Genomic DNA, 18386 nt, shown 5'->3' with positions numbered 1-18386 from the left:
ATTCACTGTAAGTAATGTCCTACTACATAGAGTTACTATACGGTAGTGATCCAGAACGAGCTGTGAGAGGTGAGGCGTGACCACCCCGCTCTTCGACGTCGTGGCGATGACCGAACACTGGACGCGCGCCAGGCCCGGCACGGTCGCCTGCCGCGTCGATCGCCGTCGCGGCGCCGAGGAGCTGACCTACGGGCGGCTCGACGAGCTCATCACCGAGGCGGCGGCCAGGCTGGCCCGCGCCGGGGTGACGGCCGGGACGCGGGCCGCGGTGATGATCCCGCCCGGCCGGGATCTGGTCGCGGTGGTGCTGGCGCTGCTCCGGCTGCGGGCCGTACCCGTCCTGATCGACCCGGGGCTCGGGGCGCGCGCCATCGGCGCCTGCCTCGAGGAGGCCGCCGTCCAGGCGTTCATCGCGGTTCCGCGCGCTCATCTGGCGCGGCTCCTGCTGGGCTGGGCTCGCGGCAGCGTGACCACCACCGTCACGTTCGCCACGTACGCCCTGTGGTTCGCCCGCATCCGCCGCCTCCACGCCGGCACCCCGCCGGTCGCCGCGGCGCGCCCACGGACGCCGTACGCCGACGATCTGGCGTTGATCGCCTTCACCTCCGGCTCCACCGGCGTGCCGAAAGGAGTGCCCTACCGCCACCGGCACCTGGCCGGGCAGACCGAGCTGCTGGCGCACCTGGGCGCGCTCGAGCCGGGCGCCACGGTGTATTCGACCTTCCTGCCGTTCGCGGTGGCGGCGCCGGCAATGGGGTGCGCCTCGGTCATCCCGCGGCTCGACCTGCGCCGTCCCGGACGCACCGACCCGGCCGCCATGGCCGCCTCCATCGCCGCCCACGGCGTGCGGGGCCTGTTCGCGGCGCCCGCGCTGCTGGACCGGCTCACCCGTCACTGCGCGCGCCACGGACAGGTCCTGGACAGCCTCCAGATCGTGCTCACCGCCGGCGCGCCCCTGCCCTTCTCGGTGCTGCGGCGCGCCCAGCGGTGCCTGCCCGCGCACGCCGACGTCCGCTCGGTGTACGGCGCGACCGAATGCCTGCTGGTCGCCGTGGCGGACGCGGCCGAGCTCGCGGGCACGGCGGCGGACACCGCGCGCGGCGCCGGCACCTGCCTGGGCTCGGCGCTGCCCGGCAACCGGGTCCGCGTCATCGGCATCACCGACGAGGCGATCCCGCGCTGGTCGGATGATCTGTCGGTGCCGGCCGGCACCGTGGGGGAGATCACCGTGGCCGGCCCCGCGGTCAGCGACCCGTACCTGAAGCGCCCGCGCGAGAGCGCGCTGGCCCGCATCGACGACGACGGCGAGCCGGTGCACCGCATGGGGGATCTCGGCTGGCAGGACGAGCGGGGGCGGCTGTGGTTCGCGGGACGCAAGAGCGAACGCGTGCGCACCGCCGACGGCGAGATGTACACCGACCAGGTCGAGCCGATCGTCAACGCGCTGCCGGGCGTGCACCGCAGCGCGCTGGTGGGGGTGGGGCCGCCGGGCGGCCAGCGCCCGGTGTTGTGCGTGGAGTGCGAGCCGGGCACCCCCGGGCGCGAGCGTCGCGAGATCGTCGAACGGGTGCGGGCCGCCGCGATCGGCGGCATCGGGCACGTGCTGGCCCACCCGGGCTTCCCCATGGACGTCCGGCACGCCAGCAAGATCCGCCGCCCTCTGCTGGCCCGCTGGGCCGCGCGCGAGCTGGGCGGTGACGGGCGGTGAAGGTGCTGGTGACCGGCGGCGGCGGATTCCTCGGCCAGGCCGTGTGCCGGCTGCTGGCCGCGCGAGGCGAGCACGTCTCGACGCTGGGCCGCCGCGGCCACCCGGAGCTGGACGCGCTCGGCGTCGTCCAGCACGCCGCCGACATCCGTGACCCGGACGGCGTACGCGCCGCCGTGGCCGGCTGCGAGGCCGTCGTGCACTGCGCCGCCCTGGCCGGGATGTGGGGACCGGCCCACGCCTACCGGTCGATCAACGTGGCGGGCACGGCGAACCTGATCGAGGCGTGCCTGCGGGCCGGCGTCACCCGGCTGGTGCACATCTCCTCGCCCAGCGTCGTGCACGACGGAGGCGACCTGGAGGGCGTCGACGAGTCGGCCCCCTACGCCCGCCGCTTCCTGGCCCACTACCCGGCGAGCAAGGCGATCGCCGAACGGATCGTGCTGGCCGCCGGCAACGAGCGGCTGGCCACCGTCGCGCTGCGCCCGCACCTCATCTGGGGGCCGGGAGACCCGCATTTCCTGCCCAGGCTCGTCGCCCAGGCCCGCCGCGGCCGGCTCATCCTGCCACGCGCCCCCGGCAAGCGCATCGACACGGTCTACGTCGGCAACGCGGCCGAAGCCACCCTGCTCGCCCTGGACGTGCTCGCCCCGGGCTCGCCGGTCGCCGGCCGCGCCTACTTCATCACCCAGGACGAGCCCATCACGGTCGCCGCCTGGGTCAACGGCCTGCTGGGCGCGGCCGGCCTGCCGCCGGTGACCCGGTACGTCCCGGCCGGCGTGGCCCGGATGGGAGCCGCGGTCGTCGAATACGGCTACCGGCTCGCCCGCACGCGCTCGCAGCCCCCCGTCACGCGGATCGCCGCCGTCCAGGCCACGACCTCCCACTGGTTCGACGTCTCCGCCGCCCGCCGCGATCTCGGCTACGTGCCGCGCGTCAGCACGGCCGAGGGCCTGGCCAGGCTCGCCGCCCACCTGTCCGCCCACGCCGCGGACCCGGACGGCGATCGCGCCGCACGCCCGCCCGTACCACCGATCCAGCCCTGAGGTCCCGATGCCCGGCCACGTCCCGAGCCTGCCCGGCTACCCCTTCGTCTCCCGCTGGTTCGCCCGTGACGGGCTGCGCCAGCACTACCTGGACGAGGGCGACGGGGCGCCCGTGCTCATGCTGCACGGCAACCCTTCGTGGAGCTACCTGTGGCGGCGGCTGATCGAGGCGCTGCGCGGCGAGCACCGCTGCGTCGCGCCCGACCACATCGGCATGGGCCTGTCGGACAAGCCCGGCCAGGACCGCTATCCCCACACCCTGGCCTCCCGCGTGGACGACCTCGACGCGCTCACCGCCCACCTCGTCGCCGAGCGGGGCGCACCGGACCATGGCTGGACGCTCGTGGTGCACGACTGGGGCGGCCCGATCGGCATGGCCTGGGCCGGCCGCCACCCCGGCCGGGTGGCCCGGCTGGTCGTGCTCAACAGCGCCGCATTCCCCAACCCGCACGGCCCGAGGGTACGGCCGGCGCTGCGGCTGCCGCTGTGGCTGCTGCGTGAGACCCGCCTGGGTGAGCGGCTGTTCCTGCGCCACCACGCCTTCGCCCGCCTGGCCACGCTGCCGCCGTTCGGGGTCCGCAACCGGCTGCCCTCCGACGTGCGGGCCGCCTTCCTGGCCCCCGGCGACCGCCAGGGGAACCGGCTGGCCGTCCAGCGGTTCGTGCACGACATCCCGCTCGGCCCCGGCCACCGATCCTGGCCGCTGCTGGTGCGGGCGGGGGAGTGCCTGGCCGGCTTCGCGGACCGGCCCGTACTGATCGGCTGGGGGATGCGCGACCCGGTGTTCGACCCGCTCATGCTGCGCGAGTGGCGACGGCGCCTGCCCCGCGCCCAGATCCACGCCTTCCGCGATGCCGGCCACTACGTGCTCGAAGACGCCCACGACCGGCTCGTCCCCGCCATCAGCGCCTTCCTGCGCCGCTGACCGGCCCGGACCGGACGCCGTCCAGCGGGTCCTCGCCCCGGACGCTTCCCACCGGACGCCCTGCGCCGGGCCCCTTCACCCCGGGCCGCCCTGACCGGGCACTGACCCGCGTTCCTGGCAGCCACCAGTTGCGATGCCCCAGCAGCCGCATCAGGCACGGGACCAGCACCATCCGGATGATGGTCGCGTCGATGACGATCGCCGCCGCCACCGCGAACCCGCCCTGCTGGAAGTCCAGCCGCCGCGTGAACATCAGGCCGCCGAACGTGACGGCCATGATGGCGGCGGCCAGCGTGATGGGACGCGCCGTGTGCCGCAGCCCGTGCAGGACGGCGGCGGTGTTGTCGCCGCCGCGGCGGTAGTGCTCGGCGATGCGGTGCACGAGGAAGACCCCGTAGTCCAGGGACAGGCCGAAGACGATGGTGAAGACGACCAGCGGCAACAGCACGTTGATGTCGGCGCCCTGCCCGCCCAGGTCCTGGAAGACGACGGTGAGCAGCCCGAAGGCGGCGCAGACGCACAGCAGGTTCATGGCGAGCGCCTTCACCGGGATCAGCAGGCTGCGGAAGACGATCAGCAGGAGCGCGGACGACGCCAGCAGCACGACCGCCAGCACCCGCCACAGTCCGCCCAGCGCGCCTTCCGCCAGGTCGGCGAGCCGCGCCGCCGGCCCGGTGGCCAGCACCTGCTGACCGGCGGGCAGCAGGCGCCCGGCGAGGGCGTACACGTCCTGCTGCAAGGCGGCGCCGGCGTCGCTGTCCGGGGCGGGCCTGCCGGCGACCAGCATCACCGTCAGATCCCTGCCGTTGTCCAGCACGGTGGCCACCGACACCCGCGGGTCGGCCCGCAGAGCCTGGCCGAAGGCGAAGGTGTCCACCGGGGCGGCGCCGTCCGGGTGCGGCAGCGCCAGCGCGGTCAGCCCGGCCACCCCGTCCCGCTCCAGCTCGGCCAGGCCCGCGCCGATGTCGGTGCCGGCCAGCGCGCCCCGGTCGTAGTGCAGCCCGAGCCGCAGATGCAGCACCGGCGCGGCGGCCAGCAGCAGCACGGTGGTGGCCGCCACCGCGTACCAGCCTGGCCGCCTCATCAGATGTTCCGCGCCGCGCAGCCACGCGGGCCGCCTCGTCAGATGCTCGCCACCGCGCGCCCACGCGGGCCGCTCCGCTCCGCGCCCGGCCCGCCACCTCGGCACCCTGCCCCACTCCAGCCGGCGATCCACCCGGGCCAGCAGCGCGGGGCCCAGCGTCAGCGCGGCCGCCAGGGTGACGCTCGCGGCCAATATCCCCGCCAGCGCCAGGGAACGCGCCCACGGGACGCCGACGACCAGCAGCGCGCAGGAGGTGACGGCGACGACGGCTCCGCACCAGGCCACCGTGCTGCCCGCGGTGGCGGCGGCGCGTCCGGCCGCCACCGGGGGCGCCAGACCCGCGCGACGGGCCTGGCGGTAACGCAGCAGGATCAGCAGCGTGTAGTCCAGCCCCAACCCCAGCGACATGGTGACCGTGTAGGTCAGCATGGTCGAGTCGACGGGCACGAGCGTGCCCGCCACCGCGAGCGCGCCCGCCCCGGTCGTGATCGCCGCACCGCCCACCACCAGGGGCACGACCGCGGCGCCCACCGTCCCCAGCCCGAACACCAGCAGCAGCGCCGCCACCGGGATGGTCACGGCCTCCATCGTCCGCAGGTCGGCCATGTCGGTGTGCGCCATCTGCCCGAAGGCGCGGCTGACGCCGAGGATGGTCACGCCGACCGCGCCCGCCGACGCGTCCCCGGCCGCCTGCCGCGCGCTCGCGAGCTGGGCGGGCAGATTCCGCTGACGGGTGAGTTCGTCACCGTGCACGCCGGCCAGAACGTAGGCGTGGCGGGGATGCCCGCCGTCGATCTCCGGCAGCGGCAGCAGCGCGCCGATGTCCGGGCGGGCGGCCAGCGCGTCCACCGTGGCGGCCATCGCCTGCTGGAAGCGCGGCTCGCCCGCGTCCAGGCGCGCCGAGGAGAAGGCCAGCAGCATCTGCTCCTCGCCCAGTTCAGGGAGCCCGCGTGCGATCATGGCCGCGGCCGCCGCGGACCTGGAGCCGGGCACTTCCAGCGAGGGCGGAGCCAGCCGCTGCATGAGGCCCGGCAGCAGCATCACCGACCCTGCGGCCAGGAGCAGCCACACCGCGAGGACGAGCCGTCCACGGCGGGCCGCCGCCCGGCCCAGCCTGCCGAGCGCGGCGGAGCCGGCGCCGGGATCGTCCGGCTGAGAACCGGAAGGCCCGGGGGAGAGGCCGGCAGGGGAGACGGCCGCGCCGCCGTGGCGGGAACGGCGGCGACGGACACCAACCGGCATGAGCGCTCCTCTTCCTCCTCCCGCCGCCCGGAACCTGCGGGCGGCGGTCCTTCTCCTGCGCTTTCCCCTAGGGCTTCTACTGGCCGGGCGCCGCCGTGTCCCGGGCCGCCTGCGGCCGCAGCCGCTCCAGGACGAGACCGGCGAGGTCGGCGACCGTGCCGCCGCTGCGCAGGATCTCCATCGGCGGGATGTCGATGCCGTACTGGTGGCGAAGCGAGGCCAGCACCTGCGCGCCCATCAGGGAGTCCATCCCGTAGTCCTCCAGCTTGCGATCGTGGGCGATCTGCTCGGCCGGCATCTGCAGGATCGACGCCAGGATCCGCGGGATGTGCTCGGTGAGGTAGGCCAGCCCCTCACCGGCGTCCATCGCCTCCAGCTCCCTGGCGATCTGTTCGGGGCTGACGTCCTCCTGCCGCATCGACGCCGGCATGACCGGCGACATCCGCGGCCGGTCCAGGGCGGGCAGGACCTGGCGCAGCCGGCTCCAGTCGCAGCGGCCCACCCCGGCCACGTCCGCTCCACCGGCGAGCATGTCCTCGATCGCGGTGAACGCCTCCCGCGGGCTGATGGCCTCGACCCCGAACGCGGCCAGCCTGTCGCCCGCGCCGCGTGCCACGACGCCGGTCTGGGCCAGCGCGCCCAGACAGACCGCCAGAGCGGGCAGGCCGCGGGCTCTCCTGCGGCGCGCCAGCGCCTCCAGGAACTGGTTGGCGGCCACGTACGACGTCTGTCCCACGTGCCCGAGCGTGGTGGTGACCGAGGAGTACAGCAGGAACAGGTCCAGCTCCTCCTGTCCGGTCACGTCGTCGAGGACCAGCGCCCCGGCGATCTTCGGCTGGAGCACGGCCGCGATCCGGTCATCGGTGAGGTCGCCGATCTGGCCGTCGTCGAGGTGCATGGCCGCGTGGACGACGCCGCGCAGCGGCCGGCCCTCCGCCCGTGCCTCCTGGACGACGCGGGTCATCGCCGCCCGATCGCTCACGTCGGCCGCGTACACGTGCGTGTCCGCCCCGAGCTCGGCCAGGTCGCGCAGCAGACCGGCCGCTTCCGGGCTGTCGATGCCGCGCCGGCCGACCAGCGCCAGACGGCGGGCGCCGCGGGCGGCGAGCCAGCGGGCCGTCGCCGCGCCGAACCCGCCCAGCCCGCCGCTGACCAGGTAGGTGCCGCGGGGGTCGAACCGCGGCGCGCGCGGCTCCGCCTCGACGAGGACGGACTCGTCACCGCCGCCGAACGAGACGACGATCTTGCCGATGTGCCGCGAGTGGCGCATCGCCGCGAAGGCGTCCGCGACGCGGGAGGCCGGATAGACGGTGTGCGGCAGCGGCGTGACCCGTTCGGCGGTCACATCGCCGGCCAGCTCGGCCATCACGCGGGCCGACCGGTCCGGTTCCTGGGTGATGAGCGTGCCCACGTCCAGGCCGATGAAAGCGGTGTTGTTGCCGAACGGACGCATCGGCAGCCGGTGGTCGGCGAAGATGTCACGCTTGCCGATCTCGATGAACCGGCCGCCGTGCGCGAGGATCTCCATGCTGCGGATCAGCGCCTCGCCGATCAGCGAGTTGAGCACCACGTCCACGCCGCGCCCGCCGGTCAGCTCCATGATCTGCTCGGCGAAGTCCAGGCTGCGGGAATCGTACACGTGCTCGACGCCGTGGGCGCGCAGGAAGTCGCGCCGCGCGCGGGTGCCGGCGGTGGCGATCACGCGGGCGCCGACGCGACGGCCGTACTGGATCGCCGCCAGCCCCACGCCGCCGGCGCCGCTGTGGACCAGCACCGTCTCACCGGCCCGCAGCCGGCCGGCCGTGCGCAGCGCGGCATGGGCGGTCAGGTGGGCCATGGGCATGGAGGCGGCCTCGGTGAAGCTCATGCGCCCCGGCACCGGCATGATCGCCCAGGCCGGGACGACGGCGTGGGTGCCCAGGCCCACGGCCTGCGCCGTCATCACGCGCTCGCCGGGGCGCACGCCCGTCACGTCCGGGCCGACGGCGGCGACCACACCGGCGCCCTCCAGCCCCAGCGGGAAGCCGCCGTAGAAGCCTTCGAGCGCCTCGCCGGGCAGCAGGTTGACGGCGTGGACCAGGTCGCGGAAGTTCAGGCCCGCCGCCCGCCGCCCGCAGCTCGACCAGCACCTGGCCGGGCCCGGGCGACGGCGGCGACAGCGGCTCCCAGACCAGGCGGTACGCGGGCCCGGGATCGCGCACCGCCAGCCGGTGGCCACCGCCTTCGGCGGGCCGGGGCGGGCGGGCCGGAGTGTGCCGCGTGCGGGGGACGAAGCGGCCCTGCCCGGTCAGGACGATCTCGTCCTCATGCCCGGGGCGGGCGAGCTCGCCGAACACCCGCTCGGCGGCGCCGCCGCCGCGGTGCGCCGACACCCGCCGGATCGTCAAGCGGGGTTGCTCGTTGGCCAGGGTACGGGTCGCCCCCCACACGGCCGAGGCCACCGGCGTGTCCCCGCCGCCGGGGCCGGGGCAGGGCACGGCCGCGCACTCGTCCGTGACCAGCCACAACGTCGCCGCTGTGGACGGCGGGAGCTGGGCGCACGCCTGGGCCACGGCGCGCACGGTGGCGATGTGGCCGGCGATCTCCTCGACGACGGCCTCGGGCGGGCAGGCGGCGCCGCGCCGGCCGGCCGGGCTCTCCACGACGAGGACGAAGGTGACGGCGGTGGCCCCCTGCGGCACTCGCCCCAGCAACCGCGCCGCGTCCTCTCCGGCGCCCGCCCGCTCGACGTGGCCCTGCCCGGCGATCAGGTCCCCCAGCGCGTCCGCCAGCGCGTGCCCGTGCGCCGGACCTTCGGCGAGCGCGGGCGCGCGGTCGTGGGCTGGAACCTGGGACGGGTCGTCCGCGTCGTTCTTCGCGTGGCCGGCGATGACGATCCAGGTCTGCGCGGTGTCGAGCGCGAGCCGCTGCGGGGCAGGGACCGTTCCGGCCGCCGCGGCCAGCAGGAGCGAGTACGCCGCGCGCCCGGGATCGTCGTCATCGGTCAGGTGCGCGACCTCGCGGTATCCCGCCTCGGCCAGCACCTGCGGCCAGCGCCCGGCCTCGACCAGCGGCGAGTGCGGCCGCAGCTCGCGGTCGGCGTTGCCCCAGTAGCCGGGCAGCATCCCGGCGTAGGCCGCGACGGGCGGCCGGTGGGGTTCGACCGCCAGCAGCAGCCCGCCCGGCACCAGGAGCCCGGACAGGCGGGCGAGCGTGCCCGCGAGGTCGGCGGAGCGGTGCAGGGTGTGGGCGGCGATCACCAGGTCGAAGGAGCCAGGAGGCAGGCCCTGCTCGGCGGGGCCGGCGTCGAGATCGAAGCGGCGGAACTCCACGACGTCCGACCCGGCCAGCCGCCGTTGCGCCCGCGCCAGGACCACCTCGTCGACGTCGGTGACCAGGTAGCGGGTACGGTCGGCGGGCAGGACCGGCAGCAGCATGGCGGCCGTGCCGCCGGTCCCCGCGCCCACCTCCACGACGCGCAGCGGCCGGTCCGCCGGCCAGCGTGCGGCGATCTCCCCGGCCAGGGCGCGAATGAGCCGGTTGCCGTGCAGGCACAGGGGAGCGATGTCGTGCACCTGGTCCAGCAGTTCGGCGCCCCCGCCGGAATGCAGCAGCTCGGCGGGGTCGTCCTCGCCGAGCAGGACGGGTACCAGGTGCCGGACGCACAGCGCGGTCAGAGCTTGTTCGGCGGCGAACGGCGTCGCCTGCCCGAAGAACGCCGCCGTCCCGTCCCGCCCGGCCGGTCCGGCGGCTGGGCCGTCGCGGTGCGGGCCGGCCAGCTCGAAACGTGCCTCGCCCAGGCGCCGGGCCAGGCCGTGCCGTTCCAGGAGCGGAAGGGCGTGCTGCACCATCGCCACGCCGCGGCCCGTCACCCCTGCCCGTACCAGGTCGGTCATGCCGATCTCCCGGCCGGCCGGGCAGTCGACGTCCTCCAGGGCGGCGGCCAGGGCGACGGCGAACGACGCCTCCGCACGGTCGGCGAAACGGCCGTGGTCCAGGGCCCGCCAGGCCGAACGGAGATCGGCGAGCCTGCCGGCGACCGCGTCGACGATCTCCACGGGGCCGGCCAGCGGCCATGGCGCGGCGGGCGTGTTCTCGCGCGGCAGGGCGCGCAGTTCGGTGCGGAAGTGCTCCAGCGGCAGGACCGCGCTGAGCTGGGTGCGCCGCAGCCGGCATCCCTCCACCTCGACGGTGACCGTGCCGTCGGGGTCGGCCACCAGGATGTCCCAGCACACCTCGTCGTCGCCGCGCGCGCGTTCGCGTACGTGCAGGACGCCCTCGGCGGCCGGGGCGCGCCACACCCGCACCGCGCCGATGGCCGAGGGCATGAAGGCGTTGCCCCGCAGCATGGTCTCCACCAGCCAGGCCACCCCCGCCTGCAGCGCGCTGTCCAGCAGCACCGGGTGCACGTGGTAGCGGCCTTCGGCCTGCGCGGGCACGCTGTAGGCGGCCAGCACCTCACCCTCGCCCAGCCGCAGGCCGGTCAGGACCCGGAAGGAGGGCCCGTAGGCCATCCCGCCGCGGGCGGTGTCCCGGTAGAAGGCGTCCACGTCGGCCTCGGCGGTGACGCGGGCGCGCAGCGCGGCCAGGTCCAGCGGCGGCGGGCAGGGCCGAAGCAGCAGCCGTACACGTGCCCTGAAGTGCTCCTGCGGCGGCAGCGCCAGATCGTCGGTGCTGGTCACGACCACCGCGCCGGTCTCGGGCGTCAACGACGTCTGCGCGTACAGCGGCCGGGCGTCGGCCGACTCGGGGATCACCAGCGCCCGGGTGACGGCCGCACGGTCGACCTCCACGGCTTCGCCGGCCTCCGGCATGGCCAGCCTGGCGGCCGACAACGCCATCTCGATGTATCCGGTGACGGGCAGGACGGGCACGCCCCCCGCGCGGTGGTCGACCAGCCAGGGCGCCAGCGTGCGTTCGATCGGGCCGTGCCAGGTGGGGTGCGGGGCCGGCAGGCGCTCGCCCAGCAGCGGATGTTGCAGCGCTCCTGTGCCGCTGGAGCGCACCCACGTGTCGGGGCCGCCGATCCAGTACCGCTCGCGCTGCCACGGGTAGGGCGGCAGGGACACGACCCGGCCCGGGCGCGGGAAGTAGGCGTCCCAGTCGAGCTGGGCGCCGGCGGCGATGATCTCGGCGACCGTGGCCGGCACGGCGGCGGGCTGCTCGCGGCGCAGGGTCGGCACCACGCAGGCCCGCCGGCGGGCCCGCGCGGTCATCCGGCGCAGGTAGGAGCGGAGCACCGGATGCGGCCCCACTTCCACGAAGACGTCGTGGCCGCCGGCCAGCGCGCCGTCGACGGCGTCCGCGAACCGCACCGGCTCGCGGACGTTGCGCCACCAGTAGTCTGCCGTCAGCTCGCTTCCGTCCAGCTCGCGCCCCGTCACGGTGGACAGCAGCGTGACGCCGCCCGAACGGGGGCGCAGCCCGTCGAGGGACCGCAGCAGCGGCTCGCGGACGGCGTCCATGGCGGCGCTGTGGAAGGGATAGTCGAGGTCCAGGTGGCGGACGAACACGCCGTCCGCCTCCAGGTCCGCGCCGAGCTGCTTGAGCTGCCCCTCCGGCCCGGCGAGCGTGACGTCGCGATCGGTGTTGACCGCCGCGACCTCCACGTCCGGACAGCGGGCCAGCACCGCGCGGGCACGCTCCTCCGGCAGCCCGACGGCGGCCATCCGGCCCGTTCCCATCGTGGCGGCCTGCGCCGTGCCGCGTGCCGCGATCACGCGCGCGGCCTGCTCCAGCGACAACGCCCCGGCGGCGTAGGCGGCCGCGACCTCGCCCACGCTGTGGCCCAGCACGGCCTCCGGGTGGACACCCGCCGCGCGCAACACGGCCAGCAGCCCGGCCTGTACGGCGAACAACAAGGGCTGGGCGACCTCCGTCGCCGACAACCGCCACTGCCGGGGCGGCTGCTCCATCTCGCGCAGCACCGACCAGCCGAGGTAAGGCCGCAGCGCGGCGTCGGCCTCCCGCACGGCAGCGCGGAAGGTCTCGTCGGTGGCCAGCAGGTCGGCGCCCATGCCCGCCCACTGCGAGCCGTTGCCGGAGAAGACGAACACCACCCGGCCGTGCTCGGCCGCGTCCACCACCGCCGCCACGCCCCGCCCTCGCTCAGCGTCCTGTGCCTCCTGGCCGGTCGCTTGCTCGGAGCTCGCCGCCTGCTCGGGGCCCTGCGCCCGCTGGGGGCCCGCCGTCCGGTCCGGGCCTTGTGCCCGTTCGGGGCCGCCCGTGCGGGGCTGATCGGCCAGCAGGCCGCGCAACGCCCTGGCCGCCTGCGCGGGCGAGTCCGCCAGCGCCACCGCCCGGCGCGGGTGGCCGCCCCGGCGGCGGGTGGAGGTGTAGGCGCAGTCGTACCAGGCCTCCTCGTCGTCGCCCAGACGCGTCAGACGGTCGGCGGTGCGCTCGATCGCCTGCCGCAACGCCGTGTCCGTCCGGGCCGACACCAGCACCGGCAGCGTCGTCCCCGGGCTCGGCGCGGGCCCGGGAAGGCGCGCCGGCGGGGGCGGCGTGGTGAGGGTGACGTGCACGTTGCTGCCGCCGAAACCGAAACTGTTCACCCCCGCCAGCGCTCGCCCGCCGACGGGTGCGCTCACCGCGGTGGCCCTCGTCGCCACCGACAGGTTGAGGCCGTCGAAGTCGATGCGCGGATTGAGCTCCTCCGCGTGCAAGGAGGCGGGGATCCTGCCGTGCCGCAGCACCAGCAGCGCCTTGAACAGTCCCGGCATGCCCGACGCCGGCTCCAGATGGCCGAGGTTGGACTTGACCGACCCGATGGGCAACGGCCCCCGTGCGCGCCCACGGCCGAGCACCCGGCCGAGCGCCTCGCATTCGGCCGGGTCCCCGGCCTGGGTGCCGGTGCCGTGCGCTTCGACGTACACCAGGTCGTCCGGGTCGAGTGCGTCCGGCCCGTACACCTGGCGCAGCAGCGCCTCCTGCGCCTCGGGGTTGGGCAGCGCCAGCCCCATGGTGCGGCCGTCGTTGTTGGTGCCGGCGCCGACGATGACGCCGTGGACACGGTCGCCGTCCGCCAACGCGTCGGCCAGCCGTTTCAGCACCACCACGCCGCCGCCCTCGGCCCGTACGAATCCGTCGGCATGAGCGGAGAAGGCGGCGCACCGGCCCGTGGGGGAGAGCATCTGCGCCTGGCTGAACCCGGTGAAGCTGCCGGGCGACACCAGCACGTTCACGCCACCGGCCAGCGCCAGCCTGCTGGTGCCCGCGAGCAGCGTCCGGTAGGCGCGCTCCACCGCCAGCAGGGAGGACGAGCACGCGGTGTCGACCGCCATGCTGGGGCCGTGCAGGTCGAAGGTGTGGGAGATGCGGTTGGCCGCGATCGACAGCGTGGCGCCCGCCATGGTGTACGGGGTGACGTCCTGTTTCTCCAGCATCTGCTGGAAGCCGTAGGAGGTGTCGGAGATGCCGACGAACACCGCGGTGTCGCTTCCGGCGAGGCCCGCCGGGTCCACGCCCGCGTCGTCCAGCGCCTCGGCCGTCATCTCCAGCAGCAGGCGCTGCTGGGGATCCATGGCGGCCGCCTCCTTGGGCGAGATCTTGAAGTAGGCGGCGTCGAAGCCGGCGATGTCGTCGAGGAATCCGCCGGCCCGCGTGTAGCTCTTGCCCGGGCGGGGCGTGTGCTCGTCGACGAAGCGGTCGGCGTCGAAGCGGTCGGGCGGCACCTGCCCGACCAGGTCGGAGCCCTGCTCCAGGGCCTGCCAGAGGCCGTTCATGTCGGTGATGCCGCCCGGAAGCCGGCAGCCCACGCCGATCACCGCCATGTCTGTCCCCTTCGTACCGCTCATCCGCCAGCCCCCTCGATGTCACTCATCGCAAACGATCAACTACTATGCGATGAGAGCGGGGACCGCAACGAGTGAGCCCGCCACGGCGCGGCGGTTCCGTACGCGCCGATCGGGCGATGCGCCCTCCGCGGCTCCTACCAGCGCAGCAGCACGGTGCCGGCGCTGAGCCCGCTGGCCACGCCCACCAGGGCGACGAGGTCGCCCCGCTTGAGCCGGCCGGCCCGTTCGGCCAGGTGCAACTGCATCGGCAGAGTGGAGGCGGCGAGGTTGCCGTGGTCGACGATCGTCACCTCGGCCCTGCCCGGGGAGGCCCCCATGAGCTCGCAGCCCCAGTGCAGCGCCGCCAGCGACGGCTGGTGCACGCACACCACGTCCATGTCGTCCCAGCCGAGCCCGCGTTCCGCCAGGGGCTGCCGCAGCACGCCGAAGTCCAGCTTCTGCACGCCGATGGCCAGGCCCACGGAGTCGATGGTGAAAGGCCCGGTGCGGAACCCGCCGGAGGCGTCGCGGACGAACGGCATGATGGAGGCCCGCCAGTCCGCGGAGTTCGCGCCGAACGCGTGCCCGAGCACGCCAGGGGTGCCGCTGAGCTCCAGCAGCAGCGCTGTGCCCGAGTCCGAGACCGTGTAGGACGGGATCGCCGGCTCGAAGTCCTCCTGCGACTCCACGTGCCACCGGATGCTCGAGGTGATGACCTCGCCGCAGACGATGAGGACCGTGCGGTGATGGCCGGCGGTGATGAGCGCGTCGGCGAGGTGAATCGCCCGCAGGACGCTGTTGCACGCGTCCCGCACGTCGAAGACGGGGCAGCCGGCGCCCAGCTTGGCCGCCACCATGTGTCCCGTCGCGGGTTCGACGGCGTCGCCGGACACGCCCGCGTAAATGATCAGGTCGATCGAGGGCGGCGTGTGCCCGGTCTGCCGCAGCAGCCGGCTCGCCGCCTCCGCCGCCAGGTCCGATGCCATGCACTCCGGCGGGGCGACATGGCGGCGCCTGACCCCGCTGTGCCGTTCGATCAGGCCGCGCGGAACGTCGATGCCGGGGTTGCGCTCGGCCAGCAGGTCTTCCAGCTGCTCCGTCGTCAGGCTGTCCGCCGGCAGGTGCGCCGCCACCCCCGCCACCCGGGAGTATCGTGACTTGCTCATTCCGCTCCGCCCTGCACACGTACGGACCGCATGGCCGCGCGGCGGCTCCGAGATCGCCGATCGAGCATGCCGCGTCCGCTCTCCTAGGAAACAGGCGCTCACGATAGGCAGGATCCGGCCGCGGACCTAGGGGAACCGCCGAGGAGACGACCTTGCTTGCCCGGCCTTGACCCGCGCCGTCACGAGGGCTCGGGGAGCCGGCGCGTTCAGGTTCCGGTTCCGGAGCCCGGCGCGGGCCGGGGGATCCTGGCCTCGATCGCGCTGAGCTGGGCGGCGAGGATCGCTTCGAACACGGCGTGGCGGTTGTCGGACAGGGGGCGGATGTCGCGGGAGAAATGGGCCAGGGCGGGGAAGCGCGCGGGGTCGGCGCCCAGCACCGCGACGCGGAACGACTCGAGGCCCTGTTCGTGCTCTTCGGCGGTGATGCTGCCGGCCGCCGCCTCGGAGGAGATCAACGCCGCGAGGAGGATCGCCAGCCGGTGGTAGTGCGCCGGGATCTCCTCGTCGGGCAGGCCCGACGCCCGCAGGGCCGTCAGCGTCTCCTCTATGACCAGCCGGGAGCCGGTGCCGCCCGAGACGTAGCGTGCCCAGATCACGGCGACCTGGGGATGCCGGCCGAAGGCCTCCCTCAACCGGGTGGCCACGGTGGTGATGCGCTGCTTCCAGTCGCCCTCGGGGTGGTAGCCGTCCATGGCGGCGATGAGGATGCGGTCGGTGACCGCGCGCAACAGCTCGGTCTTGTTGCGGAAGTGCCGGTAGAGGCTGGAGGAGTCGGTCCCCAGGGCTGCGGCGAGCCGGCGCACGCTGAAGGACTCGGCGTCGCTCGTGCGTAGCAGCTCCGCCGCCGTGTCCAGGATCTCTTCGGTCGACCAACGCCGTCGGCCTGTCATGTCACCCCTCTCATCCGAACCCAACCTAACCTATGCACTCACTGTTGCACGCACCGCGTGCATAATGGAGGAGACCGTCCATCCACTCATGACGAGAGGACACGCATCGTGACCGACCCCCTTGACGCCGTGGCGCTGCGAACCGCCATGGAGAACGTCCACCGCGCGGGAGTGCCCGGAGTGTTCGCCGAGGTGCGTGACGGCGCCCAGGTCTGGCGGGGCGCCGCAGGGGTCGCCGACGTCGCCACCGGCCGTCCCGTCACGGCCGACATGCGGCACCGCGTCGGCAGCATCACCAAGACCTTCACCGCCGCCGCGGTGCTGCAGCTGGTCGAGAGCGGCCAGATCGGGCTGGACACGCCGATCGGCCATTACCTGCCGCGGCTGGTCCCGGGAGACCGAGGCGACGCGATCACGGTCCGGATGTTGATCAACCACACCAGCGGCCTCGCCGAATACCTCCCGCACGCCTACCCGTCCCTCAAGGCGTTCCCCTCCTTGGCGGACACGGGGCCGCAAAGCCTGGACGACCACCGGCTCACGCGGTTCCAGCCCGCCGATCTGATCGAGATGGGAGTCACGGCGCCCGCCGTCGGCGCGCCGGGCGGCACCCCCGGGGTGTACTCCAACACCAACTACCTGCTGCTCGGCCGGCTCCTGGAACACGTGACCGGCGTTCCCGCGGAGAAGCTGATCACCCGGAACGTCATTGACCGCGCCGGGCTGCCGGACACCCGCTTCCCGGACGGACCGCACGTCCACGGGCCGCACTCGCAGATCTACGAGGCGTGGTTCGGCATGATCGACCCGCCGCGCGACTACAGCGTCTACGACATGTCGTGGGTGGGGCCCTCGGCCTCGCTGATATCGACGATGGCGGATCTCAACCGCTTCTTCGGCATGCTGCTGGCCGGGGAGATCGTCAGTCCGTCGTCGCTGGCGCAGATGCAGCGCACCGTCCCGGTCGTCTCCCAGGAGGGAAAGGTGATCGACTACGGTCTCGGCCTGCACCCGACGGAGGTCCCCGGCGGCGGGACCTTCTGGGGTCACGGCGGCACGGTCTGGGGTGGCGGGACACTGTCCATGACGCGCGCCGACGGCGGGCGGCAGATGTCCGTCGCGCTCAACCTGCAGAGGTGGAACAGGCTCGACGCCTCGGGGAAACCGCAGCCCCATCCCATCGACGACGCGCTCGCGGCCCTCTACGGAGTGGCGATGGGCGGTTGATCCCGCCGGAGCCCTAGGGCCCGGAGTACCGCAGACGCCGCGGTGGCGGGAGCCAGGTCCCGGTGAGAGATCGTTCCTGACGCCGATGAAGCGCGGCACCGGCGTCAGCAGGCTGGCATATATGCCCGACGTCCGCGCTCGCCTGCACAGGATGTTCTTCCGAGCCGCCTCCCTCTTGCCCGGTTCCGTTCACGGCCGCTTTCTCCGCCGCTTCTTCGAGTGGATGCACCACGTTCCCGACCCGCGGCGGTATGACGCCGAGCCGTTTGAGATCGACACGTACGATCACCCGGTGCGCCCGTACGCCGTCACCGCGTACGAACGCGTGGAGCCCCTCTCGCGAGACCGCGCCGCGCGTGCGCGGGAACCGGGCACCACCGCTTCCCCGCGCACGCGGCTGCTCAGGACCGTGCTGCTGGCCGCCGCGCTCGCCGCCGGGACGGCCGCCGCCTGCCGGCCGGTGGCGGCCGAGTTGCCCCTTCCCTCCGCCTTCACCGCCCGCGCGCTCCAGGAACGCTACGAACGTGACGCGTGGCCGGGCCGGCAGTTCCTGGCGTTGAGCCGTCAGGGCGACGGCCAGGCGATCGAGGTCGTAGGAGATCTCGCCGGCGCGCGAAGGGCCATTGTCTACGTTCCCGGCTCGGGACAGAGCCTGGCCGCCTTCGACGACTCCCAGGAAAGCCCCGGGCGGGCCGCCCGCGCGCTCTACGACGAGGCCGCCACGCTGGGGCCGGGGACCGCGGTGATCGGCTGGCTGGGCTACGACACCCCGTCACTCGCCCACCCGGAGATCCTCACCACCTGGCCCGCCGACAGAGGGGCGCGGCGGCTGAGATCCCTCCTCTCCGCGCTGCCGCGAACCCTGCGGATCAGCCTGGTCTGCCACAGCTATGGTTCGGTGGTGTGCGCTCGTGCCGTCGCGGGGGGTTCGCCGGTGCGCGATCTCATCGTCACCGGCAGCCCTGGCCTGGGCGTCGGACAGGCAGCCGACCTGCACACGTCGGCGCGGGTCTGGGCGGCGCTCGGCAGCAACGACGACGTCCTCCGCGCCGGCCTGCGGATCGGGCCGTTCGGGTTCGGCGCCGATCCCGTGAGCGCCGGGTTCGGGGCACGAGTCGTCGACGCCGGCGACGCCTGGCATCACACCTACCTGCGGCCCGGCAGCCGCACCTTGACGCGGATCACCCACATCGCGGTGACGGGGACGCGGCGTGCAGCGTGAGCGGCGCGGTGACGCCGGGTCCGCCCGATCCTGGAGGCACCCGCCGCGCGGGCGCCGTGCGTCCCGCCACCGGCCGCGGGAGCGTCCAGGGATCACGAGCCGGCCGGTCCGGCGATTGCCATGCG

Annotated in this window: 9 protein-coding genes and 2 pseudogenes; 5 read left to right on the top strand and 6 right to left on the bottom strand. The window is 74.5% G+C overall.

Going from position 1 to position 18386, the window contains the following annotated elements:
- The first annotated feature begins 76 nt into the window (after nucleotides 1–76).
- From ACTWPV_RS44345 to ACTWPV_RS44335, 3 genes are read left to right on the top strand one after another with little or no spacing between them, the layout of a single operon-like run.
- The gene (locus tag ACTWPV_RS44345; RefSeq protein ID WP_443156389.1) at nucleotides 77–1708 is read left to right on the top strand and encodes a fatty acid CoA ligase family protein; all 1632 of its coding nucleotides are present in this window, start codon (nucleotides 77–79) and stop codon (nucleotides 1706–1708) included.
- On the top strand, nucleotides 1705–2751 hold the full coding sequence (locus tag ACTWPV_RS44340) for an NAD-dependent epimerase/dehydratase family protein (protein ID WP_443156388.1): 1047 nt from the start codon (nucleotides 1705–1707) through the stop codon (nucleotides 2749–2751). The genes ACTWPV_RS44345 and ACTWPV_RS44340 overlap by 4 nt, the downstream gene beginning before the upstream one ends.
- Before the next feature lie 7 nt (nucleotides 2752–2758).
- The gene (locus ACTWPV_RS44335) at nucleotides 2759–3676 is read left to right on the top strand and encodes an alpha/beta fold hydrolase (RefSeq protein WP_443156387.1); all 918 of its coding nucleotides are present in this window, start codon (nucleotides 2759–2761) and stop codon (nucleotides 3674–3676) included.
- Here the strand turns inward: ACTWPV_RS44335 and ACTWPV_RS44330 are convergent.
- The 6 genes and pseudogenes from ACTWPV_RS44330 to ACTWPV_RS44305 form a co-directional block, all read right to left on the bottom strand.
- On the bottom strand, nucleotides 3654–6002 hold the full coding sequence (locus ACTWPV_RS44330; protein WP_443156386.1) for an MMPL family transporter: 2349 nt from the start codon (nucleotides 6000–6002) through the stop codon (nucleotides 3654–3656). The two genes, ACTWPV_RS44335 and ACTWPV_RS44330, sit on opposite strands and share 23 nt — an antisense overlap.
- 76 nt (nucleotides 6003–6078) lie before the next feature.
- On the bottom strand, nucleotides 6079–7944 hold the full coding sequence (locus ACTWPV_RS44325; RefSeq protein WP_443156407.1) for an SDR family NAD(P)-dependent oxidoreductase: 1866 nt from the start codon (nucleotides 7942–7944) through the stop codon (nucleotides 6079–6081).
- A 48-nt stretch (nucleotides 7945–7992) separates the two neighbouring features.
- Nucleotides 7993–8220: pseudogene (locus ACTWPV_RS44320) on the bottom strand (hypothetical protein); the annotation flags it as partial.
- Nucleotides 8221–9013: 793 nt separating this feature from the next.
- Nucleotides 9014–13753: pseudogene (locus tag ACTWPV_RS44315) on the bottom strand (beta-ketoacyl synthase N-terminal-like domain-containing protein); the annotation flags it as partial.
- A 158-nt stretch (nucleotides 13754–13911) separates the two neighbouring features.
- A complete protein-coding gene (locus tag ACTWPV_RS44310; protein ID WP_347649439.1) occupies nucleotides 13912–14922 on the bottom strand; it encodes a 3-oxoacyl-ACP synthase III family protein in 1011 nt (336 codons plus the stop codon).
- Nucleotides 14923–15128: 206 nt separating this feature from the next.
- Entirely contained in the window at nucleotides 15129–15812 is a 684-nt protein-coding gene (locus ACTWPV_RS44305; protein WP_443156385.1) for a TetR/AcrR family transcriptional regulator, read from the bottom strand.
- A 108-nt stretch (nucleotides 15813–15920) separates the two neighbouring features.
- Here ACTWPV_RS44305 and ACTWPV_RS44300 point away from each other — a divergent pair, with 108 nt between their 5' ends.
- Both ACTWPV_RS44300 and ACTWPV_RS44295 read left to right on the top strand, forming a co-directional pair.
- The gene (locus ACTWPV_RS44300) at nucleotides 15921–17039 is read left to right on the top strand and encodes a serine hydrolase domain-containing protein (protein ID WP_443156384.1); all 1119 of its coding nucleotides are present in this window, start codon (nucleotides 15921–15923) and stop codon (nucleotides 17037–17039) included.
- Nucleotides 17040–17124: 85 nt separating this feature from the next.
- Nucleotides 17125–18261, top strand: coding sequence for an alpha/beta hydrolase (locus ACTWPV_RS44295; protein WP_443156383.1), 1137 nt, complete (start codon nucleotides 17125–17127; stop codon nucleotides 18259–18261).
- Nucleotides 18262–18386: the final 125 nt, after the last annotated feature.

Origin of the sequence: Nonomuraea sp. KM88, from assembly GCF_052245635.1 — a bacterium.
Classification (GTDB): domain Bacteria; phylum Actinomycetota; class Actinomycetes; order Streptosporangiales; family Streptosporangiaceae; genus Nonomuraea.
Note: the sequence above shows the minus strand (reverse complement) of the source record. Positions and strands in the feature narration are given on the sequence as shown.